At 49.1% G+C, this 26,551-nt stretch carries 26 protein-coding genes; 10 read left to right on the top strand and 16 right to left on the bottom strand.

Annotated elements, in window-relative coordinates; translation table 11 throughout:
• Nucleotides 1-29 precede the first annotated feature (29 nt).
• The 3 genes from HMPREF3052_RS01065 to surE form a co-directional block, all read right to left on the bottom strand.
• Entirely contained in the window at nt 30-1,553 is a 1,524-nt protein-coding gene (locus tag HMPREF3052_RS01065) for a phospholipase D family protein (RefSeq protein WP_070747916.1), read from the bottom strand.
• Nucleotides 1,554-1,631: 78 nt separating this feature from the next.
• Entirely contained in the window at nt 1,632-2,543 is a 912-nt protein-coding gene (locus tag HMPREF3052_RS01060) for a peptidoglycan DD-metalloendopeptidase family protein (protein WP_003686291.1), read from the bottom strand.
• Nucleotides 2,544-2,636: 93 nt separating this feature from the next.
• On the bottom strand, nt 2,637-3,392 hold the full coding sequence (gene surE / locus HMPREF3052_RS01055; protein ID WP_003686460.1) for a 5'/3'-nucleotidase SurE: 756 nt from the start codon (nt 3,390-3,392) through the stop codon (nt 2,637-2,639).
• A 98-nt stretch (nt 3,393-3,490) separates the two neighbouring features.
• Between surE and HMPREF3052_RS01050 the strand changes: the two genes are divergently transcribed.
• Complete coding sequence (locus HMPREF3052_RS01050; protein WP_049329421.1) at nt 3,491-3,829, top strand: cupin domain-containing protein; 339 nt, start codon at nt 3,491-3,493, stop codon at nt 3,827-3,829.
• Between the two features lie 55 nt (nt 3,830-3,884).
• On the opposite strand, the gene HMPREF3052_RS01045 is transcribed toward HMPREF3052_RS01050, so the two are convergent.
• On the bottom strand, nt 3,885-4,253 hold the full coding sequence (locus tag HMPREF3052_RS01045) for a rhodanese-like domain-containing protein (RefSeq protein WP_070747914.1): 369 nt from the start codon (nt 4,251-4,253) through the stop codon (nt 3,885-3,887).
• Between the two features lie 112 nt (nt 4,254-4,365).
• Nucleotides 4,366-4,701: a carboxymuconolactone decarboxylase family protein gene (locus HMPREF3052_RS01040; protein ID WP_003680742.1), complete on the bottom strand. Its 336-nt coding sequence runs from the start codon at nt 4,699-4,701 to the stop codon at nt 4,366-4,368.
• A gap of 131 nt (nt 4,702-4,832) precedes the next feature.
• Here HMPREF3052_RS01040 and HMPREF3052_RS01035 point away from each other — a divergent pair, with 131 nt between their 5' ends.
• The gene (locus HMPREF3052_RS01035) at nt 4,833-5,810 is read left to right on the top strand and encodes a cupin domain-containing protein (RefSeq protein WP_070747912.1); all 978 of its coding nucleotides are present in this window, start codon (nt 4,833-4,835) and stop codon (nt 5,808-5,810) included.
• A 93-nt stretch (nt 5,811-5,903) separates the two neighbouring features.
• Here the strand turns inward: HMPREF3052_RS01035 and typA are convergent, their stop codons facing one another.
• Nucleotides 5,904-7,715: a translational GTPase TypA gene (gene typA / locus HMPREF3052_RS01030; RefSeq protein ID WP_070747910.1), complete on the bottom strand. Its 1,812-nt coding sequence runs from the start codon at nt 7,713-7,715 to the stop codon at nt 5,904-5,906.
• 419 nt (nt 7,716-8,134) lie between these two features.
• Here typA and bfr (HMPREF3052_RS01025) point away from each other — a divergent pair, with 419 nt between their 5' ends.
• Both bfr (HMPREF3052_RS01025) and bfr (HMPREF3052_RS01020) read left to right on the top strand, forming a co-directional pair.
• A complete protein-coding gene (gene bfr, locus HMPREF3052_RS01025; RefSeq protein ID WP_070747908.1) occupies nt 8,135-8,599 on the top strand; it encodes a bacterioferritin in 465 nt (154 codons plus the stop codon).
• Nucleotides 8,600-8,621: 22 nt separating this feature from the next.
• Entirely contained in the window at nt 8,622-9,095 is a 474-nt protein-coding gene (gene bfr / locus HMPREF3052_RS01020; RefSeq protein ID WP_003686403.1) for a bacterioferritin, read from the top strand.
• Nucleotides 9,096-9,216: 121 nt separating this feature from the next.
• On the opposite strand, the gene HMPREF3052_RS01015 is transcribed toward bfr (HMPREF3052_RS01020), so the two are convergent.
• A complete protein-coding gene (locus tag HMPREF3052_RS01015; RefSeq protein WP_070747906.1) occupies nt 9,217-10,332 on the bottom strand; it encodes a methyltransferase in 1,116 nt (371 codons plus the stop codon).
• 226 nt (nt 10,333-10,558) lie between these two features.
• Here HMPREF3052_RS01015 and HMPREF3052_RS01010 point away from each other — a divergent pair, with 226 nt between their 5' ends.
• Nucleotides 10,559-12,352: a 2-isopropylmalate synthase gene (locus tag HMPREF3052_RS01010; protein ID WP_070747904.1), complete on the top strand. Its 1,794-nt coding sequence runs from the start codon at nt 10,559-10,561 to the stop codon at nt 12,350-12,352.
• A gap of 82 nt (nt 12,353-12,434) precedes the next feature.
• On the opposite strand, the gene HMPREF3052_RS01005 is transcribed toward HMPREF3052_RS01010, so the two are convergent.
• The 5 genes from HMPREF3052_RS01005 to HMPREF3052_RS00985 form a co-directional block, all read right to left on the bottom strand.
• Nucleotides 12,435-12,767 (bottom strand): hypothetical protein, encoded by a 333-nt coding sequence (locus HMPREF3052_RS01005; RefSeq protein WP_070747902.1) that lies wholly within the window; start codon nt 12,765-12,767, stop codon nt 12,435-12,437.
• Nucleotides 12,768-12,864: 97 nt separating this feature from the next.
• On the bottom strand, nt 12,865-13,350 hold the full coding sequence (gene purE / locus HMPREF3052_RS01000; RefSeq protein ID WP_070747900.1) for a 5-(carboxyamino)imidazole ribonucleotide mutase: 486 nt from the start codon (nt 13,348-13,350) through the stop codon (nt 12,865-12,867).
• Between the two features lie 79 nt (nt 13,351-13,429).
• Nucleotides 13,430-14,185, bottom strand: coding sequence for a tetratricopeptide repeat protein (locus HMPREF3052_RS00995; protein WP_070747898.1), 756 nt, complete (start codon nt 14,183-14,185; stop codon nt 13,430-13,432).
• 14 nt (nt 14,186-14,199) lie between these two features.
• Complete coding sequence (locus tag HMPREF3052_RS00990) at nt 14,200-14,868, bottom strand: class I SAM-dependent methyltransferase (RefSeq protein WP_070747896.1); 669 nt, start codon at nt 14,866-14,868, stop codon at nt 14,200-14,202.
• A 12-nt stretch (nt 14,869-14,880) separates the two neighbouring features.
• Nucleotides 14,881-15,066 (bottom strand): DUF3460 family protein, encoded by a 186-nt coding sequence (locus tag HMPREF3052_RS00985; protein WP_003680728.1) that lies wholly within the window; start codon nt 15,064-15,066, stop codon nt 14,881-14,883.
• Between the two features lie 217 nt (nt 15,067-15,283).
• On the opposite strand from HMPREF3052_RS00985, the gene HMPREF3052_RS00980 reads away from it, so the two are divergent.
• The gene (locus HMPREF3052_RS00980; RefSeq protein WP_070747893.1) at nt 15,284-16,636 is read left to right on the top strand and encodes a polynucleotide adenylyltransferase PcnB; all 1,353 of its coding nucleotides are present in this window, start codon (nt 15,284-15,286) and stop codon (nt 16,634-16,636) included.
• 118 nt (nt 16,637-16,754) lie between these two features.
• On the opposite strand, the gene rpoD is transcribed toward HMPREF3052_RS00980, so the two are convergent.
• Complete coding sequence (gene rpoD / locus HMPREF3052_RS00975) at nt 16,755-18,707, bottom strand: RNA polymerase sigma factor RpoD (protein ID WP_070747890.1); 1,953 nt, start codon at nt 18,705-18,707, stop codon at nt 16,755-16,757.
• A 194-nt stretch (nt 18,708-18,901) separates the two neighbouring features.
• On the bottom strand, nt 18,902-20,674 hold the full coding sequence (dnaG, locus tag HMPREF3052_RS00970) for a DNA primase (protein ID WP_070747887.1): 1,773 nt from the start codon (nt 20,672-20,674) through the stop codon (nt 18,902-18,904).
• A 329-nt stretch (nt 20,675-21,003) separates the two neighbouring features.
• Between dnaG and HMPREF3052_RS00965 the strand changes: the two genes are divergently transcribed.
• Nucleotides 21,004-22,440 (top strand): NAD-dependent succinate-semialdehyde dehydrogenase, encoded by a 1,437-nt coding sequence (locus HMPREF3052_RS00965; protein ID WP_070747884.1) that lies wholly within the window; start codon nt 21,004-21,006, stop codon nt 22,438-22,440.
• Nucleotides 22,441-22,490: 50 nt separating this feature from the next.
• On the opposite strand, the gene HMPREF3052_RS00960 is transcribed toward HMPREF3052_RS00965, so the two are convergent.
• Together HMPREF3052_RS00960 and HMPREF3052_RS00955 are read right to left on the bottom strand one after the other, a co-directional pair.
• The gene (locus HMPREF3052_RS00960) at nt 22,491-23,477 is read right to left on the bottom strand and encodes a malate dehydrogenase (RefSeq protein ID WP_070747881.1); all 987 of its coding nucleotides are present in this window, start codon (nt 23,475-23,477) and stop codon (nt 22,491-22,493) included.
• Nucleotides 23,478-23,598: 121 nt separating this feature from the next.
• Nucleotides 23,599-24,573: a PhoH family protein gene (locus HMPREF3052_RS00955; RefSeq protein WP_070747878.1), complete on the bottom strand. Its 975-nt coding sequence runs from the start codon at nt 24,571-24,573 to the stop codon at nt 23,599-23,601.
• Nucleotides 24,574-24,674: 101 nt separating this feature from the next.
• On the opposite strand from HMPREF3052_RS00955, the gene HMPREF3052_RS00950 reads away from it, so the two are divergent.
• The 3 genes from HMPREF3052_RS00950 to rlmB all read left to right on the top strand — a co-directional run bounded on the left by HMPREF3052_RS00950 (nt 24,675) and on the right by rlmB (nt 26,502).
• The gene (locus HMPREF3052_RS00950) at nt 24,675-25,385 is read left to right on the top strand and encodes an AzlC family ABC transporter permease (RefSeq protein ID WP_070747875.1); all 711 of its coding nucleotides are present in this window, start codon (nt 24,675-24,677) and stop codon (nt 25,383-25,385) included.
• Complete coding sequence (locus HMPREF3052_RS00945; protein ID WP_003686428.1) at nt 25,382-25,690, top strand: AzlD family protein; 309 nt, start codon at nt 25,382-25,384, stop codon at nt 25,688-25,690. Before HMPREF3052_RS00950 ends, HMPREF3052_RS00945 begins: the two co-directional genes overlap by 4 nt.
• A gap of 62 nt (nt 25,691-25,752) precedes the next feature.
• On the top strand, nt 25,753-26,502 hold the full coding sequence (gene rlmB, locus HMPREF3052_RS00940; RefSeq protein WP_070747872.1) for a 23S rRNA (guanosine(2251)-2'-O)-methyltransferase RlmB: 750 nt from the start codon (nt 25,753-25,755) through the stop codon (nt 26,500-26,502).
• Nucleotides 26,503-26,551: the final 49 nt, after the last annotated feature.

Below are 26,551 nucleotides of genomic sequence, written 5' to 3'. Positions count from 1 at the left end.
GCCGCATGATTTCTGTTTTCAGGCGGCCTCTATAATAATCCTTCTATGGGTAGGATGGACAGGATTTTTGAAGTAATCCGTTTCCAGAACTTGGCTTCGGGTTCGTGTGCGTAAGTTCGTTTTTCGCTTGGGTCATACCAGTATAGTTTGTTGTAATTGCCAAGCGTTACCTGATAGGCGTAGCTTGGTGTGGTCGTTACGAGGGTACGCTGCATTTGGCCTGCGATTTCGGGGCTTTCGATGACGACGCCCATTTCGGTATTGAGGCGTGCGGAGCGTGGGTCGAGGTTGAATGAACCGATGAAAATGCGTTTCTCGTCCACGATGAATGTTTTGGCATGCAAGCTGGTGGCGGAGCTACCGGTCAAGCCGCGGTCTTTGGAGGTCGGAACGGCGTGGTTGGGCTGGAGCTCGTAAAGTTTGACTCCTGCTTTAAGCAAGGGCTTGCGGTATTTGACGTAGCCGGAATGGACGGCGGCAACGTCGGTTGCCTGGAGGGAATTGGTCAGGACGGTAACATCCACGCCGTTGTGAATCAGCTTTTCTATGGCCTTAACGCCCGATTTTGTGGGTACAAAATAAGGGGAAACAAGATAAACGCTTTTTTCGGGTTGCTTGAGGGCATCTTGTAGGCGTTCGGAAATAGGCGGTTTGTGCCGGTCGCGGTCTAAGCCTTTGGCCGGGTCATCGCTGATCAGGCGTGTGCTGACGCTTTGCCACTCCATAAGGTTGCTCTGCATTTTTTGATATAGGTTGGAGTGTTCGATGCTTTGACGGTAGCGGATGAGCGTTTGGTTTTTATCTTGGTCGGTGTAATTGAGCTCTGCCAATCCTTTTTGCAGGTTTCCCCGCTTGATGATGCTGGTCGCGTTGTAGGCGGAGTGGCTTGCCCAATAGCGGTCGAAATCTTGGGAAACTTCGGTTACGACGCGGCCTGTGGCGAGGATATCGAGGTCGGCAAAGATGGTATCGTCGTTAACCTTAAAATATTCGTCGCCGATATTGCGTCCGCCCAAAATGGTGGCACGGTTGTCGGCGGTAAACGATTTGTTGTGCATTCGGCGGTTGAGTCGCGGAAAGTCGGCAACGTAGCCGAGTGCACGCCATTTTCTGAAAATAAAGGGATTAAACAGACGTACTTCGATATTGGGATGATTGTCGAGTGCCAGCAGGAGATCATCCATGCCGTTGGTGTTGTTGTCGTCCAGAAGCAAACGCACACGGACGCCGCGTTCGGCCGCGCGATGAATCAGGTTGAACAGAAGCTTGCCGGATATGTCGTTGTGCCAGATATAGTATTGCAAATCGAGGGTATGGTCGGCGGATTCAATCAGGGCTGCACGGGCGACAAAGGCTTCATGGGCATCGTTCAGCAGATAGATATGGGAAACATCGGTCTTGGAGGACGTAGAAGGAATGCCTAATGCGCTGTCCAGCCGTGGGGTTGCAGGTATGTCAAGATAACTGCTTTGGGTGCGTTCGTCCAATGATGGCAAAAACGCGGCGCAACCGCCCAATAGCAGGGCATAAAGAAAGGGAAGATGAAATTTCATGGGAAACCGGTACAAACAATCCCTACCTAAATGACATTTAGGCAGGGATTGAATTGAAATTAGGTTGCTTGAATCAGCTTAGAAGGCAACATAATTTGCCGGATTGACCGGTTTGCCGTTTTGACGGATCTCAAAGTGCAACTGGGTACGAGATGCATCGGTATTACCCATGTGCGCAATGGTTTGACCGCGTTTAACGGTTTGGTTTTCATTAACCAGCAGACGTTGGTTGTGACCGTATGCGCTCAAGAATGAGGAGTTGTGTTGGATGATGACCAAGTTGCCGTAACCGCGCAAGCCTGAGCCTGCGTAAACGACTTTACCGTCTGCCGCTGCAACAACCGGCTGGCCTTGCGTACCGGCGATATCTACACCTTTGTTGCTACCGCCGAAGTTGGCGATAACGTTACCAGTAGTCGGACGCTGCCATGTGATGCCGCTGACGTTGCGGCTGCTGCCGGTAGACACGGTTGGTGTATTAGCAGGAGTGCTTGGGGTTGGAGCAGTGGTTGTCGTTGTTGGAGTAGAAGGTTTGCTTGCAGAAGCTGCAGGTGCAACGTAGCCTTCAGGTTTTACGCGCAGGGTTTGACCAATGCTGATGGTGTTGTCGGCTAGGTTATTCCATGCACGCAGATTGTCTTGGGTAATGTTGTAGCGTTTGGAGATGTTGTAAACGGTATCACCACGAACAACAGTATGTGTCGCTGCATTAATATCAACAGGTGCGTAAGAAGGCGTGTAAGTGCCGGTGCTGCCGCTGTTGTACGTTGGAGCAGGTGTACTTGCCGGCGGAGTGTATGGAGCATCTGCCGCTGGGCTGGTGTTGGTATTGTAAGGCGCTGCACCGTAAGGATTGTCAGCGGTAGAGCTTGTTGTTGAACCACCGCTTTGTGTGCCGACGACTACAGGAGCCGGTTGTTGGCTGGCACAGGCTGCAAGTAATAAAACCAAAGCTGCCGATCCGGCATAAGATACACTTTTTTTCAACATGTTAATGACTTTCGTATTCGGGTAATTGTTCTCGTCGAGGCATATCATAATAAAAATATGCTTGTTTCTCAAGTGTTCGGCTGTTAGGGACTGTTAAGGCGCAGGGATTTCTGACCAAAAGGAAGCGGTTTGCTCCATTTGTCCGTAGGCAGTCAAATCGACTTGCAGGGGGGTAATCGTGATGAAGCCGGACGCGCATTCGCCAAAGTCGGTACCTTCTTCGCTGTCGGAAACATCGCCGACCGGACCAATCCAATAAATTTGTTCGCCACGTGGATTATACATGGGAACAATGCTTTGTTCATGATGACGACGGCCGAGCCGTGTAATTTTTATGCCTTGGATATCCTCAGGTGCGACGGCAGGGATATTGATGTTCCATAAGATGGGTTCGGAAATAGGACGTTTGAGAAAGTAGGAAAGCAGTATCCAAGCGGCTTTTTCCGCGGTTTCCCAATAACGGCCGCTGGAATCGGCAAGCGAGAAAGCAATAGCGGGAATGCCCATTAAATAGGCTTCCGTTGCGGCGGCAACCGTACCGGAATAAAGTGTATCGTCGCCCATGTTTGCGCCGTTGTTAATGCCGGACAAGACTAAGTCGGGTTTGAAGTCGGCAAGGGCGTGCTGGCCGACATGAATACAGTCGGTAGGAGTGCCATTGACATAGTAAAACCCGTTTTCCGCCTGTTTCAGTTGTAAAGGACGGTCTAAAGTCAGGGAATTACTGACGCCGCTGCGATCGCGTTCGGGCGCAACCACCCTGACATTGGCAAATTCTGCGCACACTCTTGCCAAAACAGCCAAACCGGGCGCAAGATAACCATCGTCGTTTGAGATTAATATGTTCATGTGACAATATTGTGTCTATCGGTAAGATGGGCGGTATTGTACTGGTTTGCTTGAGCGATTGTCCATGAATCGGCAACGTTTGGGCGGAAAGGATAATAATGAAACATTATGAGTTAGACCCCAAAGCTTTATTGGGCGGCGTGATTGCTTCAGACGGCAATCAGGAGATTGTTCAGCTTTCACTGCAGAAGGATAATGAAATTCCGGCCTATGAGGCGGATGCGATTATTTTGCTTTTGGTTTTAAACGGAAAAGCCGAAATCAAAACGGTGGACGAAGTTTTGCAAACCGAAGGCTTGCAAGTTATCCGTCTTGAGCCGATGGAAGCACACAGCATTCGCGCATTGGCCGATAACACCAATATCTTGGTTATCAAACAATTGATTCACGAAACCGGTCTCAGCAAACGTTTGAGATTTGGAAGTTGCTGTCTGTAATGGCAAAAAAGGCCGTCTGAAAAGTTTCAGACGGCCTTTTTAAAATCAACTAGGTTTATTTCAAACCTTTTTTCACCAAGTCTTCATAACCGCCATGGTTGGTTACGTTGGTGTAGCCGGCTTTTTTCAGCTCAGCCAGCGCGGCTTCTGCACGGCGGCCGCTGCGGCAGTAGAGGTTTACCGGCGCATTTTTATCCGGGCTGACGGATTTGATGCGGTCAACGATTTGGTCATGCGGAATATTGAGTGCACCTTGCAAATGGCCTTCTTTGAATTCTTCGGCAGAGCGGACATCAATCCAAACGCCTTTTGCTTTTGCAGGTTGTGCCGCGCTTTTTTCAACCTTAGGCATAGAGGCTGCGGAAGCGGCCAAAGGAGTGGCAATAGCGGCGGCAAAAAGTACGGCGGTCAGCAGTTTCTTCATGGTTCAATCTCCTATTAGACAGAAAACAATATGATAACTTTATCAGTCTAGCATTTCATCAGGCCGTCTGAAAGGGGAGTCAGCTTTCAGACGGCCTGATTTTACAAACCGATTAGCGTTGGGTTTCTACTGCTTCCAAAGCGCGCAAAGCGTAGGTATAAGCGGCACCAGCATTCAATGCGATAGCGGTGGCCAAGGCGCCGGCGATTTCGCTTTCGGTTGCACCTGCTTTGGCTGCTGCGGCGGCATGCACGCTGATGCAGCTTTCGCAACGTGTGGTAATGGCAACGGCAATGGCGATCAGTTCGCGTGTTTTGGCATCCAGTGCTTCGGCGGCGGCTGCTTGATCCAGTGCGCCGTAGGCTTGCAGCATTTTAGGATGGTTTTTACCCAGTTCGCCGAATGATTTTTTTACCAAGGCGGTATGTTCAGGCCAGTCTTTAAACATAATATGTCCTTTCTTAATGTGAGTGGATAAGATAAAAAAATCCTATCCGTTTGTGTTTGGTGTGTGTATTATTGCAATAATTGGAAGATTTAAATCATCAAAACATCTCATTTATTGGTAAAAAAAACACTATGGATATTTTGGATAGGCTGGTCGAATTGGCGCAGGTAAAAGGCAGCGTGGATGTTCAATGTCTGTTTCAGGGGGAATGGTATGTGCGGCATGAACCAAAGCGTGCGCATGGTTTGGTGCATATCGTAACTGCCGGTTCGGGTTATATCCGAATTGACGGGGAGCAAGAGGCCAGGCTGCTGAGTGCGGGGGATATCGTTTTTTTTCCGCGCAGCGTAGGGCATACTTTGAGCAGCGATAGCAGTTGTGAAAATCTCGGTGTCAACGTGCTGACGAGTGAAAAAGGCGCATTTAAAGTCAAGCAGAGTCATGCAGGAGGCGATGCGGCCTTGCATCTTTTCTGCGCGCGGTTTGAATATGAAGCGCAGGCAGATATTATGGCGGGGCTGCCTGATACGGTTTTACTAAATATTAACCATCCTTCTTTGCAGTATTTGGTGGCATTGTTGCAATATGAGAGCGGTCAGGCTTTGTCCGGATCGGTAGCAGTTGTGAACGCGTTGGCTTCGGTGTTACTGGTATTTCTACTTCGAGCCAGCCTGGAGAAAAATGGGGAAGCGCAATTAAGCGGTTTGCTGAATGGTTGGCAGGACAAACGCTTGCGGAATCTGCTTCAGGCAGTAGTGGATAAGCCGGAAGAGGAATGGAATATCGAGAAAATGACTGCGATTGCCAACTTATCTCGCGCCCAGTTAATGCGGGTATTTAAGCAGCAGACGGGAACAAGTCCACATGCCTTTGTTAACAGTATCCGCTTGCAGCAGGGGGCATTATTGTTGAAACAGACGGCGGATTCGGTTTTATCGGTTGCACTCTCGGTGGGTTTTCAATCGGAAACGCATTTTGGCAAGGCATTTAAAAAGCAATATGGGATATCGCCGGGGCAATATCGTAAGAATGATCGCGCTGATGAACCGGCGGTACAAGCAGAAGAAATGCCGATTTACTTTACCGATTTACTTTATTTGAACAGATGATAAAAGGCCGTCTGAAAGTGTAAAAATGAAATCTAAGATTTCCGAAACACTTTTCAGACGGCCTTAATTTTAAAACGTATCAATCAAACAGAATTAGTCCAGTTTTTTGAAATGACGGCGACGTTCCAATTCGCTCAGGTAGCGTTTACGCAGGCGGATGGATTGTGGCGTAATTTCAACCAGTTCGTCATCGTCGATGAACTCAACCGCACCTTCCAAAGTCAATTTGATAGGCGTAGTCAGGCGCACCGCTTCATCTGTACCGCTGGCACGGACATTGGTCAGTTTTTTACCTTTCAGAGGGTTTACCACCAAGTCGTTGTCGCGGCTGTGAATACCGATAATCATACCTTCGTAGACTTTGTCGTTTGGAGAAATGAACATACGGCCGCGGTCTTCCAAGTTCCACAGGGCGTAAGCAACAGCTTCACCTTGCTCTTGAGAAACCAGTACGCCGTTGTGACGACCGGGCATATCAGGTTTAACCGGTGCGTAGTCGTCAAAAACATGGCTCATCAAGCCGGTACCGCGGGTCAGGGTTAGGAATTCGCCTTGGAAACCGATCAGGCCGCGGGCAGGAATGTGGTACTCCAGACGGGTACGGCCATTGCCGTCGCTTTCCATATTGGTCAATTCGCCACGGCGACGGCCAAGTTCTTCCATAACGGCGCCTTGGTTTTCATCCGGTACGTCCACAGTCAGATTTTCGTAAGGCTCGCATTTTTGACCATTGATTTCACGGAATACCACGCGCGGTTTGCCGACTGCCAATTCAAAGCCTTCGCGGCGCATGTTTTCCAACAAAATGGTCAGGTGCAATTCGCCGCGGCCGGAAACGCGGAAGACGTCGGCATCGGCTGTATCTTCAACACGCAGGGCAACGTTGGTCAGCAATTCTTTTTGCAGGCGGTCGCGGATTTGGCGGGAAGTTACGAATTTGCCTTCAGTACCGGCCAGAGGGGAAGTGTTGACCATAAAGTCCATGGTCAGGGTCGGTTCGTCCACGCTCAACATAGGCAAGCCTTTAGGATTGTCTTTGTCGGTAATGGTTACGCCGATACCGATGTCTTCGATACCGGAAATAATCACGATGTCGCCAGCTTCAGCTTCTTCCAAAGGTACGCGTTCCAAGCCTTGGAAACCCAAAAGTTGGTTGATACGGCCTTGGGCAACTTGTTCTTCATGGTTCATGACGGCAACGACTTGGCCGGGTTTGATACGGCCGTTCAGGATGCGGCCGATACCGAGGCGGCCGGTGTAGTTGTCGTAGTCCAGTTGGGAAATTTGCAGTTGCAGTGTTGCGTCTGCGTTACCGCTTGGAGGAGGCGTGTGTTTCAAAATGGTCTCAAACAGAGGGCGCATATCGCTGCTCTCGTCGTTTTCATCCAATTTGGCAAAGCCGGACAGGCCGGAAGCATAGACGATAGGGAAGTCCAATTGTTCGTCGGTTGCGCCCAAGTTGTCGAACAATTCGAATGTTTGGTCGATAACCCAGCTTGGACGGGCAGACGGTTTGTCGATTTTGTTGATGACAACGATAGGTTTCAGACCCAAAGCCAAGGCTTTTTTGGTCACGAAACGGGTTTGCGGCATAGGGCCTTCTTGTGCGTCAACCAACAGTACGACGCAGTCAACCATGCCCAATACACGTTCCACTTCGCCACCAAAATCGGCGTGTCCCGGGGTATCTACGATGTTGATGTGGTAGCCTTCGTATTCGATGGCAGTATTTTTAGCGAGAATGGTAATGCCGCGCTCTTTTTCAAGATCGTTGCTGTCCATTACGCGCTCTTCTACTTGCTGGTTGGAACGGAATGTACCGGACTGACGCAGCAATTGGTCAACTAATGTGGTTTTGCCATGGTCGACGTGGGCGATGATGGCAATATTGCGGATTTGTTTCATGATGATTTATGTGTTTCAGCTAGGTGCTTAAAAAAAAGATAACTGGTAATTATAGCACGATTCCTAAATGTTGACGGAGTAGAAGATTCAAAAAAATGAGGCAAAAGCAGTTGAGAATAATTCATAATTAAATTTGATTGATTTTGTTGGATTATTTGCTTTTATTTATGGTTAACGAATGTAAATGTTTTTGAATAATGCAATAAATTCTTAATACTAATGTCAAAAAAATGTTATTAAAAACAGGCAATTAATTTTTCAGACGGCCTTTTAGGCGGGTTAAATTTTTTGATAATTGTTTGTATTTTAAATAGAAAATTTGTCAAAAGTGCTGCTTATGCATACAATTACGTCATTCCATAACAACACATGAATCTTCATTTCGTGATCGTCAACTTTTAAAAGAAAGAGAAAGAATTATGCAAGGCAACCAAGCAGTTATTGATTACATGAACGAATTATTGTCTGGCGAGTTGGCTGCTCGCGACCAATATTTTATCCATTCTCGCCTGTACTCCGAATGGGGCTACACCAAACTGTTCGAACGTCTGAACCACGAGATGGAAGAAGAAACCACTCACGCTGAAGACTTCATCCGCCGTATCCTGATGCTGGGCGGCACACCTAAAATGACCCGTGCCGAACTGAACATCGGTACCGACGTGGTTTCCTGCCTGAAAGCGGACTTGAACACCGAATACGAAGTACGCGATGCGTTGAAAAAAGGCATCAAACTGTGCGAAGAAGCACAAGACTACGTTACCCGTGATTTGATGACTGCCCAGTTGAAAGACACTGAAGAAGATCACGCGCACTGGCTGGAACAACAACTGCGCCTGATCGAACTCGTCGGCGAAGGCAACTACTACCAAAGCCAACTGTAATTAAGCGTATAAGGAGCTGAAAATGAAAGGCGATCGCTTAGTTATCCGCGAATTGAATAAAAACTTGGGCTTGCTCTTGGTTACCATCAACCAATATTTCCTGCATGCCCGTATTTTGAAAAACTGGGGCTTTGAAGAATTAGGTGAACATTTCTTCAAACAGTCCATCCGTGAAATGAAATCCGCAGACGATTTGATCGAGCGTATTTTATTCTTGGAAGGCCTGCCTAATCTGCAAGAATTGGGTAAACTGCTGATCGGTGAATCTACCGAAGAGATCATTGCCTGCGATCTGAAAAAAGAGTATGAAAAACATGATGCTCTGGTTGCAGCCATCGCTCTTGCAGAAGAGCAACAAGACTACGTCAGCCGTGATTTGTTGGAAAAACAAAAAGACATCAACGAAGAACACATCGACTGGCTTGAAACTCAGCAGGAATTGATTGGCAAAGTTGGTTTGCCAAACTACCTGCAAACAGCGGCGCAAGAGGACTAAAACACAAACTACTGCCAAATATAGCAGTCCCTGCTCCCATCAACGGCATATCTTTACGGATATGCCGTTTTCTTTTATGGAAATGCTTAAAGGCCGTCTGAATGTTCAGACGGCCTTGATTTTATATCGCTTTCAAACGGTATAGATAAGTAGTTTCTTTGTTTCTGGCAAACGCCAAAGGATCGGATTCATCTATTGCTTTTTTGTGTTGCGGTTTGGTTTTCAAAATATCAACTACATTGAGCGAGGCCGTCTGAAAGCATTGTTGTAAAAAGTCTTTATCGCGCAAATGTAAATGTTCTGCCAAGTCGGAAATAATCAGCCAGGCTTCGCCGTTTGGATTTAAGTGCTTGCGTACGCCGTTGAGGAACGCAGTCAGCATGGCATGATTGGGGTCGTAAAGGGCAGTCTCGATGGCGGAGGTCGGTTTTGCCGGCAGCCAAGGCGGATTGCAGACGATAAGGTCGGCGCAACTTTCTGGAAACAAATCAATCGATTGAATGCTGACAGCTTTATCCAAGCCTAAGCGTTCGAGGTTTGCTGTGGCGCAGGCAATTGCTTTGGGGTTGGTGTCTGTGGCAATGATGTCGGGTATGCCTCGTTTGGCCAAAACTGCGGCAATAACACCTGAGCCGGTGCCGATGTCAAAGGCCGTCTGAATATTGGGAGTGAGTGGCGCTTGGGCGATTAAATCCAAATATTCGCCACGCAGTGGAGAGAATACGCCGAAAGGAACATGGATTTTTCCGTCAAGCTGCGGAATGTCTATGCCTTTTTTGTGCCATTCGTGCGCACCGATAAAGCCCAGTAATTGATTCAGCGGTAAGAGAAACGGTTTGTCGTTTGGTGTGTCGTAAACATCGTACAGGGCGGCGTAGATGTCGGGTGCGCGTGCATTGTCCAGTTGAAAATTCGGTTGGATTTCAACGGCAAGCATATTGAGCAAACGGCTTTGTTGCGCCTGTTTCATACGGTGGGCGTGAAAGGCCGTCTGAATATCGGCAGGTGCGCTTTTCTTTTTTTCAGACGGCCTGCGGATACGTTTTTTCATTGCGACCAAGACTTGCTTGGCATTGTGAAAATCGCCAGTCCAAACAGCTGCAGTTTGTTCGTGGGCATTTTTTAAAATTTCTGCTGCACCTGCTTCTTGGATGTAAACCGCCTGCTTGGGCGGCTTTTGTGTGCTTTCGTTGCGCCATTCGATGTCGGAGCGGTTGGTAGGGATGGTGTGGGGCATAATGTGTTTCAAATCGGGGAAATAGGGGATTAGTTTACTATATTTAGGATATGTTCGGTTTGAGAGGAGCTTTTAATAGTCTAAATTAGACAAAATGTATAAAAATTTCTCAGGTTTTAAAATTTATACCAATATTTTGATAAAAATAGATTGTCGTTTTGTCTAAAATGAGTATAATGCACAACCAGAACACAATAATCTTAATCAGATTTGGACAAGGAACATCATGCAATTAGACATTGACCGTTTGGTTGCCTATTTTGGCGGCGTAAACGCGCTGGCCGAAGCCCTGAAACAGCACGACCCAGAAAATGCTGCGACCACAGCGGCTATCTACAAATGGCGTACACGCGGTTCCCTGCCTTTGGCTCAGTTGCAAAAACTGACCACTTTGGCGGAAGCGCAAGGCAGACCGCTTGATTTGAATGCTTTTTTACAAAAAAACGAATATCTGGAGAGAACAGAAATGACACAGACCAATCGTGTAATTATTTTTGACACTACCATGCGCGATGGCGAGCAGTCGCCCGGTGCATCCATGACCAAAGAGGAGAAAATCCGTATTGCCCGCCAGTTGGAAAAGATGGGTGTCGATGTGATTGAAGCAGGTTTTGCAGCAGCCAGTCCGGGCGATTTTGAATCGGTTAATGCGATTGCCAAAATCATTACCAAATCTACAGTTTGCTCATTGGCGCGTGCCGTTGAAAACGATGTGCGCAAAGCAGGCGAAGCTGTTTCCCCCGCTCCGAATAAACGTATTCACACTTTTATCGCTACCAGCCCGATCCACATGGAGCACAAACTGAAAATGAAGCCGCAGCAGGTCATCGATGCGGCGGTCAAAGCGGTGAAAATTGCCAAAGAATACACTGACGATGTGGAATTTTCTGCCGAAGACGCAGTGCGTTCGGATTTGGACTTCCTTGCCAAAATCTTTACGGCGGTTATCGAAGCGGGGGCGACTACTATCAACATTCCCGATACTGTCGGCTACTCCATCCCTTCCGTATGGTACGAGCGTATCAGCAACATCATCAAAAGCGTTCCCAATGGCGACAAAGTAGTTTGGTCGACCCACTGCCATAATGACTTGGGTATGGCGGTTGCTAACTCATTAGCTGCTGTTCAGGCAGGTGTGCGTCAGGTGGAATGTACCATCAACGGTTTGGGAGAACGCGCAGGCAATGCCAGCCTTGAAGAAATCGTGATGGCGTTGAAGGTGCGTCATGATTTGTTTGGCTTGGAAACCGGCATCGATACCACGCAAATTGTGCCGGTTTCCAAACTGGTATCTACTATCACCGGCTATCCGATTCAGCCAAACAAAGCAGTAGTCGGCGCAAACGCCTTTGCGCACGAATCAGGCATCCACCAAGACGGCGTGTTGAAACACCCTGAAACCTATGAAATCATGACTGCCGAATCAGTCGGCTGGTCAACCAACCGCCTGACTTTAGGCAAATTGTCCGGCCGTAATGCTTTCAAAACCAAGCTGGCTGATTTAGGCATCGAGTTGGAAAGCGAAGAGGCGTTGAATGCGGCATTCGCACGCTTCAAAGAGCTGGCGGATAAGAAACGCGAAATCTTTGATGAAGACTTGCACGCTTTGGTGTCTGATGAAATGGGCAGCCTGAATGCTGAAAGCTACAAATTCATCTCTCAAAAAATCAGCACCGAAACTGGTGAAGAGCCTCGTGCCAATATCGTGTTCAGTATTCGCGGCGAAGAAAAACACGCTACCGCTACCGGCTCCGGCCCTGTTGATGCGATCTTTAAAGCCATTGAAAGCGTGGCTCAAAGTGGCGCGACCTTGCAGATTTACTCTGTCAACGCGGTGACACAAGGTACAGAAAGCCAAGGCGAAACTTCTGTCCGCCTGCAACGTGGCGATCGAGTGGTCAACGGTCAAGGCGCAGATACCGACGTGTTGGTGGCGACTGCCAAGGCTTATCTGTCTGCACTGAGCAAATTGGAATTCGGTCAAGCCAAGCCTAAAGCGCAAGGCAGCGGCATGATTTGATTTATTGAAAAGGTAAAGGCCGTCTGAAATCGTAGTGATGCGTTTCAGACGGCCTTTTTTATTTGGTCAAAAAATAGTTTGTTTATTGAAGTTTAAGCAGTCGGTCTTGTTCGACAGACAATACGCCGTTTACTTTCTTGAAATAGGCAATAGCATCTTCAATACTGGTCTTGGAGGACGGACGAATAGCAATGCCGTTCAGGTTTTTGTATTCGTAAACCAAAGTTGCACCGGAGGTTTTCACTGCTTTTAGCAATAGCTCAGAACCGGTTTGGGCATCATAGAAGATAATCAGGTTGCCGGTTGTATCTTGGGCTTGCTGCTGAGATGGGGTGGCAGTTGATTGAGTAGGAGTGCTTGGAATTTGGCAGGCACAAAGCAGGGTGGAGAGTAGGACGAATGCTAGGGTTTTCATGGCATTAATTTAATTTGATAAAAGAAAAAAGGTCGTCTGAACAATCATAAAACGAAATCAAAGTTTCCATTTACAACTTTCAGACGGCCTTAGTTCCTTATGCTTCGGGCAATTCCATGGCTAGAACGGTTTGTTCTTGTTTGGCACGGAAGGCCGCCAGTTTTTCAGCCAACTCAGGATTTTCGTTGGACAAAAGTGAAATGGCAAATAGCGCTGCATTGGCCGCACCGGCTTCGCCAATGGCAAATGTGGCAACAGGAACGCCTTTGGGCATTTGCACAATCGAAAGCAGGGAGTCTTCGCCGCGCAGATATTTGCTGGGAACGGGAACGCCTAAGACGGGAACTGTGGTTTTGGCTGCAACCATGCCCGGCAAATGCGCCGCGCCGCCTGCTCCGGCAATGATGGCTTTGATGCCGCGTTCGCGTGCGGTTTCGGCGTATTCAAACATCAAATCAGGCGTACGGTGTGCAGAGACGACACGCGCTTCGTATTCAACGCCGAATTCTTTGAGAAATTGTGCTGCCTGCTGCATCACCGGCCAATCGCTGTTGCTGCCCATAATAATGCCGACTTGGATCATGAGGAGTTCCTTTTGCTTGAATGGATTAAGGGTAAAAAATATTCAGACGGCCTTGGGGATGACAAGGCCGTCTGAACGTTTATCTTTGTTTGAGACTGATGGAAGCGCGTTTTGCCGCTTTGCTGTTGGGGAAGCTTTGTATCAGTTTGCGCCATGTGCTGCGGGCGATGTCTTTTTGTTGCAGTTTGTATTGGCACTGGCCGATGCTGTACATGGCATCGGGAGCTTGCGGGCTGTTGCGGAATCGGTTGGCGTAGCGGTTGCCGATTTCGATAACAGATTCGCAGTTGCCCAGACGTTGTTGGCTTTGCAGGAGTAGGTACATATTGCGGCGGGCAATTTCGCTACCGTTGCCGCCGTCAGCCTCTTTCAAAATGGCCACTGCGGCAGAGAAGTTGTTGCGCTGATAGTATTTTTGCGCCTGATTATAAAGGCGCAGTTCGTTTTGCGAAGCTGAGTCTGTTTCTGACGGCACGCCGCCACCATTGGCCAAATAGTTCATTTTCAGCTTGTGATCGTCTAATCGCTGGGCTTTGGGTTTGGAAGCTGAAGTAGTCGGACGTTTGATGTTTCGTTGTTGTTCCAATGTGTGTAAGCGTTGATTTAATTCTTCAACCGTGCGTTCCAGTCGGGCAATTTGTATACCTAAGTGGTCAATCTGGGTTTGTTCGTCCAAGCGCGGATAAGGGATACTTTTTTCAGGCAAAGGCTCACGCGGAATATCCGGCAGGACAAAGTTTGGATTGTCGGCAGGTTGGGGAGGATGGGAAACGGCGCACGATGCGGCCAATAGAGTAAGCGGCAAAAGAAACAGGGAATGTGATAATGTTTTCATCGGATTGTGTCGTTTTATTTTTTTAGTAGCAATGTCAAACCGTCGCCGACAGGCAGGGTAATGGGAATAATGCGTGTATCGTGCGGCAGATTTTGGTTGAAATGGCGCAGGATATCCAAGCTGGGCGGATCGTTTTCGGCAGCTTCATTCATGACGCGTCCTCCCAACAAGATATTGTCGATGGCAATCACGCCGCCACTCCGTACCAGTTGCAAACAGCGTTCGAAATATTTCGGCGTAGGCGGTTTGTCGGCATCGATAAGCGCCAAGTCGTAGCTTTCCGATTCGCCTTGCGCAATCAAATCGTCCAAAGTCAGCAAAGCCGGTTGCAGATGAAGCAAGATTTTATGCGCTACGCCTGCTGCCTGCCATGTTTCGCGGGCAATATCGGTAAAGGTTACATTGATGTCGCAGGCCGTGATTTTGCCGTCTTCGGGGAGGGCAAGCGCCATGGCGGTGCTGCTGTAACCGGTAAAGACGCCAACTTCCAAATATTTTTGGGCATTCAATAATTTGGCCAACCACACCAACATTGCTGCCTGCTCTTGGGCGATGGCCATCTTTCCCAGACGATGTGATTGGGTACGCTTGCGCAATGCGGTCAAAACGGGATGTTCGGATTGACCGATGCTGTTGAGGTAATGTTGTAATGCCGGATCGGTATTGTACGTGTTGGTCGTCATGCCGATACGGGATTAGTCTTGGTAGTAGGTATAGGGTTTTTTGTTGACTTTGGCCGCTTCAAATTCAGCCTGTTCAGTCGGATTGAGGGTAACATCCCACAGCAAATGGCGGTTTTCGAGGCGTTGCGCTTCCATTTCGGGATTGTCTTCCATGAGTTTGTCGAGGAATTGGGTAGCTTCGGATTTGTAGTGGTACATGATGTTCTGCCTGAATCGTTGTCAGACCGTCATTATAGCCGATATTTTTTGCCAATACGCTAATTAATTGAACTTCCATAAGGTATAATGGCACGTCTTTTTTAGGCCGTCTGAAGCCTTTGCTCAATGTTTTGCCCCTTCTGCGGCAGAATATTGTGCAAAGGCTTAAGCCAGACAAGTTTCAGACGGCCTTTTTTTATTGTGAAAAGAGCTGCTTATGTTAAAAAAATGGCTACATAAAGTGTTGCCTAAAAAACACGTCAAATCGTTACCCGAAAAGGAAATTATCCCGCTTGAGCAACACGGTATCCGTGCGGATATGTTGAGCTTTGCCGCGGAGAAAATTGCCAAACGCCTGCATGAAGCCGGTTTTCAGGCTTATGTTGTGGGCGGTGCCGTTCGGGATTTGTTGCTCGGGGTCGAGCCCAAAGACTTTGATATCGCAACCGATGCCACACCGGAGCAAATCCGCAAAGTATTTCGCCGCAGCCGCATTATCGGCCGCCGCTTCCAAATCGTTCATGTGATGATCGGACCTGAAACCATTGAAGTCACGACGTTCCGCGGTGGCGATAAGGTTCAGCAAAATGCGCAAGGCCGTATTATGAAGGACAATACTTACGGCAGTATTGAAGAAGATGCCATGCGGCGCGACTTTACTTGCAATGCGCTGTATTACGACCCGATTAAAGAGGAGATTTGGGACTTCCATCAGGGCGTGGCTGATGTTGCCGATAAAAAATTGGTGATGATAGGCGATCCTGCCGAACGCTATCAGGAAGATCCTGTCCGTATTCTTCGCGCTGTACGTTTATCGGGCAAGTTGGGTTTTGAAGTAGAAGAGCAAACTGCTTTGCCGATTGCCGAATATGCAGGCCGTCTGAAAAATGAGCCGGTGGCCCGTCTTTTTGATGAAATTCTGAAAATCCTGTTTTCCGGTTATTCCTGTGCCTGTTTGAAACAGTTGAACGAGTTGGGCATTCCCGAAGGCATCCATCTGCTTTTAGATGCTTTGAAAACTGCCGAAGCGGCCGACAAACGTATGATTATGTTGGCGTTGAAAAATACCGATGAGCGTATCCGTGCGGATAAGTCCGTTTCCGTCGGTTTCGTATTGGCGGCGGTATTGTGGCCGACACTAAATGTTATGTGGCAACGAAATCTGAGTAATGGACAAAAATCAGTCCCTGCATTGATGGATGCGATGAACACTATGCGGGATACGGTAGAGAAAGGTTGGGGCGTGCCGCAACGATTTTCTGCAACCATGCGTGAAATCTGGCAATTTCAGCCGCAATTTGACAATATGCGCGGCGCACGCCCGTATCGCCTGCTATCACAAGCCCGTTTCCGAGCCGCTTATGATTTCCTGATTTTGCGTAGCGAGGTTGGCGAGGTTGATAAAGAGATGGCTTCTTGGTGGACAACTTTCCAACATGCCGATGAGGAAACCCGTCAGCAAATGACTGCGGCCAATGATCACAAACGTCAGAAACAAAGTGGATCAACTGATGGAAAACCCAAACGTCGCCGCCGTCGTCCGAAAAAGAAAACCACTGAGGCTGAATAAGTTATCAAAATAAATTTAAGGCCGTCTGAAACCATTGAATCTTTTGAGATTTGGTTTTTCAGACGGCCTTTTCGTATTTCAATAAAAAACCGCAGGTCTTTCAACCTGCGGTTTGCTTTTACGATTTGTTTTCTTCGCTGTCGAGGAAGCTGCGGAGGCGGTCGCTGCGAGTTGGGTGGCGCAGCTTGCGCAGGGCTTTGGCTTCGATTTGACGGATACGTTCACGGGTTACGTCAAATTGTTTGCCGACTTCTTCCAAAGTGTGGTCGGTATTCATATCGATACCGAAACGCATACGCAAAACTTTGGCTTCGCGCGGTGTCAGGCTCTCGAGGATTTCTTTGGTTACTTCGTGCAGGCTGGTGTACATCGCAGCTTCTGCCGGCGCAACGTTGTTGGCATCCTCGATGAAGTCGCCCAAGTGCGAATCATCGTCATCGCCAATCGGTGTTTCCATGGAAATCGGCTCTTTGGCGATTTTCATGATTTTGCGGATTTTGTCTTCCGGCATTTCCATCAGCTCGGCCAGTTTGGCAGAATCAGGCTCTTCACCGGTTTCTTGCAGGTATTGGCGCGAGATACGGTTCATTTTGTTGATGGTTTCAATCATGTGAACCGGAATACGGATGGTACGTGCTTGGTCGGCAATGGAACGGGTAATTGCTTGACGAATCCACCATGTGGCGTAAGTTGAGAACTTGTAGCCGCGGCGGTATTCGAATTTATCGACCGCCTTCATCAGGCCGATGTTGCCTTCCTGAATCAAATCAAGGAACTGCAAGCCACGGTTGGTGTATTTTTTGGCGATGGAAATCACCAGGCGCAGGTTGGCTTGAATCATTTCCTGTTTGGCTGCTGAGGTTTCTTTTTCGCTCAACACCATGTTTTTGTTGATTTCTTTCAACTCTTCGATGGAAATGCGGGTTTCGGCTTCCATATTTGCCAGCTCGATTTGTTTTTCGAGGATGGCGTGGCGGAAACGATCCAACGCATTTGCCCATACACGGCCTTTGGCTACTTCTTCTTCTACCCATTTCAAATCAGTAATGGCGGGCAGGAAGTTTTTGATGAAGTAGTCGCGTTCCATGCGGACGCGGTCGATACAGATGTCGCGGATTTCACGTTCGAGTTTGCGGATGTTTTCAACGCGGCTGCGCAGGTTGCTGCTCAGGTTTTCGATTTGACGTGTGGCAAAACGGACTTCCAACAGTTTGTTGGCAATGGCATCGCGGTGTTTCAGGTAGTTGGCATGTTGGCTGCCGTGTTTTTCCAACTGCTTGATCATTTTGCCGTATTCGCTCTCGATAAAGGCGAAGTGTTCCAAAACTTTTTGTTTCAGTTCGGCCAAATGGGCGGCTGATATGGCTTCAGAGTCGCTACCTGAACCGTCTTCATCTTCATCGTCGCCATCTTCATCATCGCTATCGGTTTCGCCTTCTTCGTTATCTGGTTTGGCATTTTCCAAATGACCCAAGCCCAATTCGTTCAATAAGACTTCGTTAGGGTCGATGATGGCTTCAACGACTTCATCCACACGGATTTCATCGTTGCGGACTTGCTCGATCAAAGCCAGAATTTCAGCAATCGAGCCTGGGCAGGCTGAGATTGCCTGCACCATGTTTTTCAGTGCATTTTCGATTTTTTTGGCGATGATGATTTCGTCTTCGCGCGTCAACAGATCGACTTGCCCCATTTCACGCATATACATGCGCACAGGGTCGGTAGTGCGGCCGAATTCTGAATCTGCGCTGGAGAGTGCTGCTTCGGCTTCTTCAACGGCATCGTCATCGGTCATGGCGGCGGCGTTGTCGCTCAAGAGGATGTCTTCAGCATCAGGGGCTTGCTCGGTTACTTGGATGCCCAAGCCGGAAATCATGCTGACGATGTTGTCGATTTGCTCGGCATCAGACATATCGTCGGGCAGGGCGTCGTTAATTTCGGAATAAGTGATGTAGCCGCGTTCTTTACCCATGATAATGAGTTGGCGCAGACGCGCGCGTTGCTCTTCGATACTCAAGGGACGGTTGTCGTCTTGGTCTTGGTATTCTTCGTAGTTTTGATTTTTAGACATGGATTGCTCTCTAGGTTGATAGGATGCCGACGGTTTACGGTGATGTGGCCGTACCTGAAGGCGGAGCAGAGCTTTTTGTTGTGAAATCAGATTTCACTTTAATACTCTGAGGCCGTCTGAAAATATTACAGATGGAGTGTTCTACGTGTCATGTTTCGCAGCGTGTATTTAGATTGTTCAGACGGCCTGAGGGGTTAGTTTTGCTTTGCCGTCAAAAGCGACAGCAATAGTCTTTTTTCATTTTCGGTCAAACCAGTTTGAATACTTTTTTGCTTTAAAGTTTCGATTTGACTGTATTTTAATTCATTTAACAACTTTTTCATGCCGATTTGGAAACTTTCGCAATCTTCTTCGTTATCCCCTTCCATTTCTTCAGAGCGAAGGGTCGATAAAAAGATTTGATTGACGGTTTCCTCATAGGGCGAACCGCGCATATATTCAAGCACTTGTGCAGTTGCAGGAGTCGTATCATGATGCTTGATGGTTTCGGCCAAATTGGCAAGGCAGGCAAAGTCGCCGCTTAAAGCCAGATAATCGGGCAGGTCTATATATGAAGCCCAAGCCGGATTTATCAAGAGGCTGCGTATCTGTCTTTGAACCAGTGTCAGCATGGTTGGTTGTTTGACAGAAATAGGCGGCAGTTTGTAACTTTTTTGTTTGACGTGCCGCTTTGGCGCTTCTTGTCCGAGTAACTGGGCAAGGTTGTCTGGGTCAATGCCCACCAGCTCGCTGAGTTTTTGTTTCAGAAGATAGCCCAATGCCGGCGCGGTAATCTGAGCCAAAAGCGGAGAACTGGTTTTGACCAATTCTGCTTTGCCTTCTTGCGTATTGAGGTTGAGGCCGTCTGAAAGATGTTCCCAAAAGTATTCCGATAGGGGCTTGCTTTGGTTTAACAAGGCATCTTCAAATTGCGTTTTGCCATAGGCGCGGATGTAGCTGTCTGGGTCGTGTTCTTCGGGTAAGAATAAAAAATGCAGCGATTTATCATCTTTTAATTGCGGCAATGCATTTTCCAGCGCGCGCCAAGCCGCTTTACGTCCCGCGCTGTCGCCATCAAAACAAAAATAAATACTGTCTGCCTGACGCATCAGGATTTTGACGTGTTCCGCCGTGGTTGCCGTACCCAAAGCCGCTACGCCGTAGCCGACGCCGAACTGCGCCAATGCGACTACGTCCATGTAGCCTTCGACCACCAAAATCCGTCCAGCTTCTTTTACGGCAGCACGCCCTTCATATAGCCCGTAAAGGTTTTTCCCTTTGTCAAACAACGGCGTATCGGGCGAGTTCAGGTATTTGGGTTTGGAGTCGTCCAACACCCTGCCGCCAAAACCGATTACCTGACCGCGAGGATTACGGATAGGGAACATAATCCGATGACGGAAGCGGTCGTAATGTTTGCCTTCGTTATCAATGACCATGCCCGTATCCACCAACGCAGTATTAGGATAGGGTTGGAACACTTGTGCCAAAGGCTGCCAACCGTCAGGCGCATAGCCTAAGCCATAATGCGCGATGACTTCCGCACTCAAGCCGCGTTTGTCTAAATAAGCCTTCGCCGCTGGATTGAATTTCAACTGTTGCGCATAAAAATCCGCTGCCGCCGCTGTTGTTTCTTCCAAAGTTTGTTGCTTTTTTTTACGTTCGGCACGGATTTCGGGATTGTCTTCCTGCCCGCGAACTTTAGGCACCGTCATACCGACGCGATCAGCCAAAAACTGCACCGCCTCCGGAAACGACAGCCCCTGATGTTCCATCACAAAACCAATCGCCGAACCATGAGCACCGCAACTGAAGCAATGGTAAAACTGCTTGGTCGGGCTGACCGAAAACGACGGTGTCTTTTCCTTGTGAAACGGACAGCAGGCCATATAGTTCGCCCCGCCTTTCTTCAGCGGAACCTGCTCGTCGATAATATCGACAATATCGACTTTGGACAAAAGCTCGTCAATGAAATCAGATGGAATCATGGCTTGACAGAAGAGGATGGACGGAAAACATTTCAGACGGCCTTATAAACAGACAAAGGCCGTCTGAAAATGGAATTTTGGATGAGGGTTGAGATGAGTTTCGTATTATAACAAATTGTTGTAATACATGTGTCTTATCCTTTTGAGGTAGAGTATTAATAATCGTATTTCATTCGTTATTAAGATGGATATGATGTCGCTAAAACAAAGGCCGGCTGTAAGATATTCAGACGGCATTTGCTGTCGGCTTATTTTGCAATTCAGTTGCGCTTTCATGGTGTGAATATGATAATGAACATATATCCTCGGTTTTAGAAAGGTCGTTTCCCATGAAAACCTTTTCCCAACTGCTCAACCACCCCGATATTTCCTTTTCCCCGATTTCAGACGGCCTCAAAGTTGGCAATCCGGTAACGGGCGAGGCTTTGGCATTTGTCCGTAAGACTGATTCAGACGGCCTGAAGCTTTTGATTCAAAAGGCGGAAGCCGCACAAAAATTATGGGCGGCAAAAACTGCGTTGGAGCGCGCCGATGTGTTGTGGCGTTGGTATTTTTTGATTAAAGAAAACAAAGAAGAACTCGCGCGTATTATGACGATGGAGCAGGGCAAAAGCCTGACCGAGGCGCGCGGCGAAATCGATTATGCGGCTTCGTTTGTGCGCTGGTTTGCCGAAGAAGCGCGGCGGATTGACGGCGATGTGCTGACAAGCGTGAAAGCGTCGCAAAAATTGGTCGTGTTGAAACAGCCCGTCGGCGTTACCGCCGCGATTACACCGTGGAACTTCCCATCTGCGATGATTGCACGCAAGGCCGCGCCTGCTTTGGCAGTGGGCTGCGCGATGATTGTCAAACCTGCATCGCTCACTCCTCTGAGCGCATATGCGCTGGCGCTACTGGCTTACGAAGCTGGCGTGCCGCAGGATTTGCTTCCCGTCGTTAGCGGTCGCGCTTCGGAAATCAGCCATGAATTTGCCACGAACCCGACCGTGCGCAAAATCAGTTTTACCGGTTCGACCGAAGTCGGTGCAAAAATTTTTGCCGACAGCGCGGCAGACATTAAAAAACTGAGTTTGGAGCTGGGCGGCAACGCGCCGTTTATTGTGTTTGATGATGCCGATTTGGACAAAGCCGTTGAAGGCGCGCTCGCCAGTAAGTTCCGCAACAGCGGTCAGACCTGCGTCTGCACCAACCGCGTTTACGCCCAATCCGGCATTTACGACGAATTTTGCCGCAAATTAAGTGAAAAAGTGGCGTCGCTCAAATTGGGCAACGGCTTGGAGGATGGAGTAAACCAAGGACCGTTGATTGAGGAAAAAGCAGTGGAGAAAGTTGAGCAGCACATCGCCGACGCATTGGCTAAAGGCGCAAGTTGTCTGACCGGCGGCAAACGCAGTGCGTTGGGCGGAACGTTTTTTGAGCCGACTGTTTTAAGCGGCGTTACGGCGCAAATGGCGGTAGCTCGCGAGGAAACCTTCGGGCCTTTGTGTCCGGTGTTCCGTTTTGAAACCGAAGCCGAAGTCATCGAGGCTGCGAACAATACGGAATACGGTTTGGCAGCTTACCTTTTCACCTCCGACACTGCCCGCCAATGGCGCGTCGGCGAAGCCTTGGAATACGGCATGGTCGGCATCAATACGGGCTTAATCAGTAATGAAGTAGCACCGTTTGGCGGCGTGAAACGCAGCGGTTTGGGACGTGAAGGCAGCAAATATGGTGCGGATGAGTATTTGGAACTGAAATATTTGTGCATTGATGTAGCGGAATAAGGCTGCACGGTAAAGGCCGTCTGAAATTTGGTTTTCAGACGGCCTTTGTTTTAGAGTAGATCCTGGATGGCTGAACGCTCTTCTTCCAATTCGGCCAGCGTGGCGGCAATACGTTTTTGGCTGAATTCGTCCGACAAATCCAAGCCTTGGACGATGCGGTAGCTGCCTTCGTCACAAATGACGGGGAAACCGAAAATCAAACCTTCGGGAATGCCGTAAGAGCCGTCGGATGGAACGCCCATGGTTATCCATTTACCGCTGCTGCCGAGCAACCAGTCGCGCAGGTGGTAGATGGCGGCATTGGCGGCGGAGGCCGCAGATGATGAGCCACGTGCGGCGATAATGGCGGCACCGCGTCCGGCGATTTTCGGCATGAAAACTTCGGTGTTCCAGTCGGGTTCGGTAATCATATCTTGGACGGACTCGCCGTTGCTGGTGGCGTAGCGGTAGTCGGCGTACATGGTCGGGCTGTGGTTGCCCCAGACGCACATTTGCTCGATGGAAGTAATCGGGCGGTCGATTTTTTCGGCAATTTGACTGAAGGCGCGGTGGTGGTCAAGACGCATCAGGGCGGTGAAATTTTCCGGCGGGATGTCGGGTGCGGATTTCATGGCGATGTAGGCGTTGGTATTGGCCGGATTGCCGACGACGAGGACTTTAACGTTGCGATTGGCAACTTTGTTCAATGCCGCGCCTTGCACTTTGAAAATTTCGCCATTGGCGTGCAGCAAATCGGCGCGCTCCATGCCTTGTGCGCGCGGGCGCGCTCCAATCAAGAGGGCGATGTCGGCATCTTTGAAGGCGACTTCGGGGTCGTCTGTGGCGAAGATGTCGGCAAGGAGTGGGAAGGCGCAATCCTGCATTTCCATAATCACGCCGCGCAATGCCTGTTGTGCCTGCGGCAGGTCGAGCAGCTGCAGGATAACGGGTTGGTCGCGTCCGAGCATGATGCCGCCGGCGATACGGAAGAGGGTGGCGTAGGCGATTTGGCCTGCCGCGCCGGTAACGGCGATTCGGACGGGTGGCTTGAGGGTCATATTTTTCCTTTTGAAGTCGTTGTTTTACTTGATTTTTGGATTATAGCAGTATTATGGGGAGAATGATGTAGTAAGGCCGTCTGAAATTTGATTTTCAGACGGCCTTGAGTGTTTGAAAAGATTATTCGCCGTTTTTCTTTTCAGCTTGTTCTTCTGCTGCTTCATAGGCTTCGACGATTTTCTGCACCAAAGGATGGCGGACAACGTCTTCGCTGGTGAAGGTGTGGAAATACAGGCCTTCTACATCGCACAGTTTTTCGTGTGCATCTTTCAAGCCGGATTTGATGTTGCGCGGCAGGTCGATTTGGCTGATGTCGCCGGTAATGACTGCTTTGGCACCGAAGCCGATACGGGTCAGGAACATTTTCATTTGTTCGGGCGTGGTGTTTTGTGCTTCGTCCAAAATGACATACGCGCCATTTAAGGTGCGGCCGCGCATATAGGCCAGCGGCGCAATTTCAATCAAACCTTTTTCCATCAGTTTGGTTACGCGGTCGAAGCCCATTAAATCATACAGTGCATCGTAAAGTGGTCGCAGGTAGGGATCGACTTTTTGCGCCAAATCGCCCGGCAGGAAGCCTAATTTTTCGCCTGCTTCGACTGCGGGACGCACCAAAACGATGCGTTCGATTTGGTGTTTTTCCATGGCATCGACTGCAGCGGCAACGGCAAGATAGGTCTTACCTGTACCGGCAGGACCTAAGCCGAATACGACATCGTGGTTGAGCAAGGCGCGGATATAGCCGTTTTGGCGCGGGGTGCGGCCGCCAATGCTGCCGCGTTTGGTGCGGAAATAGTATTGTTGGTCGTGGTGTTTTTCTTCGTGTTTTTCATCTGCGGTTTTTGCTTCGACGGCCGCGAGGCTGATGGCGTTGTCGTCCAAGTCGCCTTTTTCTGCGGCTTCGGCAAGCGACAGCAAGGCACGACGGCCGGCGTGTGCCAACTCGCCCATGAAGGTGAAATGTTCGAAGCGGCGGCTGATTTGGATATCAAGGGCTTTGCCTAAGGCTTCGAGATTGCTGTCGAGCGCGCCGCACAGGCGTTGCAACACGGTATTGTCAATTTCTTCAAACTGCAAATGGACGGTGTGGGTCATATCGGTTTCCGTAAATAAATCTAATTTTTCCGTATTATACCTTGTTCAGACGGCCTGCTTTATAATACGTCGCTTCTTTTTAATAAACCATTCCAATCAAAATGAATCACACTGCTTCTCCTCGCTCGGAATTTCTGCGCGGTATCAAAGAATGCTCCCCCATGCTGATTGGCTTGTTGCCGTGGGCGCTGATTTTGGGTATGCAGGGCGGGCAGAAAGGCATGAGTTGGCTGGAAATGTTGTTGATGACGGGTATGAACTTTGCCGGAGGCTCTGAATTTGCCGCAGTCAATTTGTGGGCAAATCCCTTGCCGATTCTGCTGATTGCAACGGTTACGTTTATGATCAATTCGCGCCATATCCTGATGGGTGCGGCAATTGCGCCGTATATGAGGGATATGCCGCTGAAAAAGGCGATGCCCGCGCTGTTTTTTATGTGCGACGAAAGCTGGGCAATGGCGTTTGCTGAAATTCAAAAGCGTAAGGCGGCAGGTTTGCCAGCGTTCAATATGCCGTTTTATGCGGGCGTGTGCTTTATTTTGTATGTGACTTGGATTGGTTTTGCGGCATTTGGCGCGGCAATCGGCCCGATGTTTGGCGATGTGGCGGCTTGGGGCTTCGGCATGGCGTTTCCTGCGGTGTTTTTGGTGTTGCTGCGCGGGATGTGGAAAAGCTTTGCAGCTTCTCGCCCTTGGTTTGTCAGCCTGATTGTGGCGTGCGTAACCTATTTGACCGTGGATGGCGCATGGTATGTTCCTGCCGGAACGTTGTCGGGCTTGTTGGCGGCGTATTTGTGGGGAGAGCAAAAATGAAGGATTTGTTGTCGCTGCAATCGTTTCTGCTGTTTTTAAGCATGTTGGCCGTTACTTATTCAACCCGATTAATCGGCTTTTTTGCCTTGCGCAACCGTACATTGAGCCGTCGCGCGCAAGTGGTTATGGAGGCTGCGCCGGGTTGTGTGTTGATTTCTGTGATTGCGCCTTATTTTGTATCGGATAAACTGCATGAGTTGATTGCTATTGCTTTGACGGTATTGGCCGCCAGCCGGTTTTCGATGTTGGTAACGGTATTAATCGGCGTTGGCACTTCGGGCATACTCGGTTATTTGATGAAATAAAAAATTTTCAGACGGCCTTACTTGTTATAATGACCGTCTGAATTTTTTGATAAAGCAAAAACATGGCAAACCAACGACTCATCTATGGCTTTCACGCCGTCAATGCCCGTTTGTGGCAAAACCCGAAATCGATTACCGAACTCTATATCCAAGAGGGCAAATCCGATGCGCGCACCCGCGATGTATTGGATAAAGCGGCCTCTGAAAACGTGCGCGTACATTTTGCCGATGCCGACCGCCTGAATGCCATCAGCAAAGGGGCGCGCCATCAGGGCGTAGTAGGGTTTATCGATGCTTCCAAAAACCATGTTCACTTGGAAGATGTGTTGGAAAACCTGAGCGAACCTCCGTTTTTGCTGGTATTGGACGGCATTACCGATCCGCACAACCTCGGCGCGTGCCTGCGTACTGCCGATGCGATGGGGGTGCATGCCGTGATTGCGCCCAAAGACAAAAGCGCTGGCCTGAATGCGACTGTCAGCAAAGTTGCCTGTGGCGCAGCGGAAACTGTGCCGTATATTACCGTAACCAATCTTGCCCGTACTTTGCGTGAGCTGAAAGAATACGGCATTTGGATTGTCGGCACGGACATGGGCGGCGACTCCGACCTTTACCACTGCGACTTGCCCGGCAGCGTGGCCTGGGTAATGGGCAACGAAGGCGAAGGCATGCGCCGCCTGACGCGCGAACATTGCGATATGCTGGTATCGATTCCGATGTTTGGCACGGTAGAAAGCATGAACGTTTCCGTCAGCGCAGGCATGGTATTGAGCGAAACGCGCCGTCAGCGGGTGTTGAAAGCAGAGAAATAACGCTTAGGTTTATGAGCAGAAAACGTCGTCTGAAAACTGGAAATTTGGT

Source organism: Neisseria sp. HMSC056A03, from assembly GCF_001815685.1.
Lineage (GTDB): Bacteria > Pseudomonadota > Gammaproteobacteria > Burkholderiales > Neisseriaceae > Neisseria > Neisseria subflava.
Note: the sequence above shows the minus strand (reverse complement) of the source record. Positions and strands in the feature narration are given on the sequence as shown.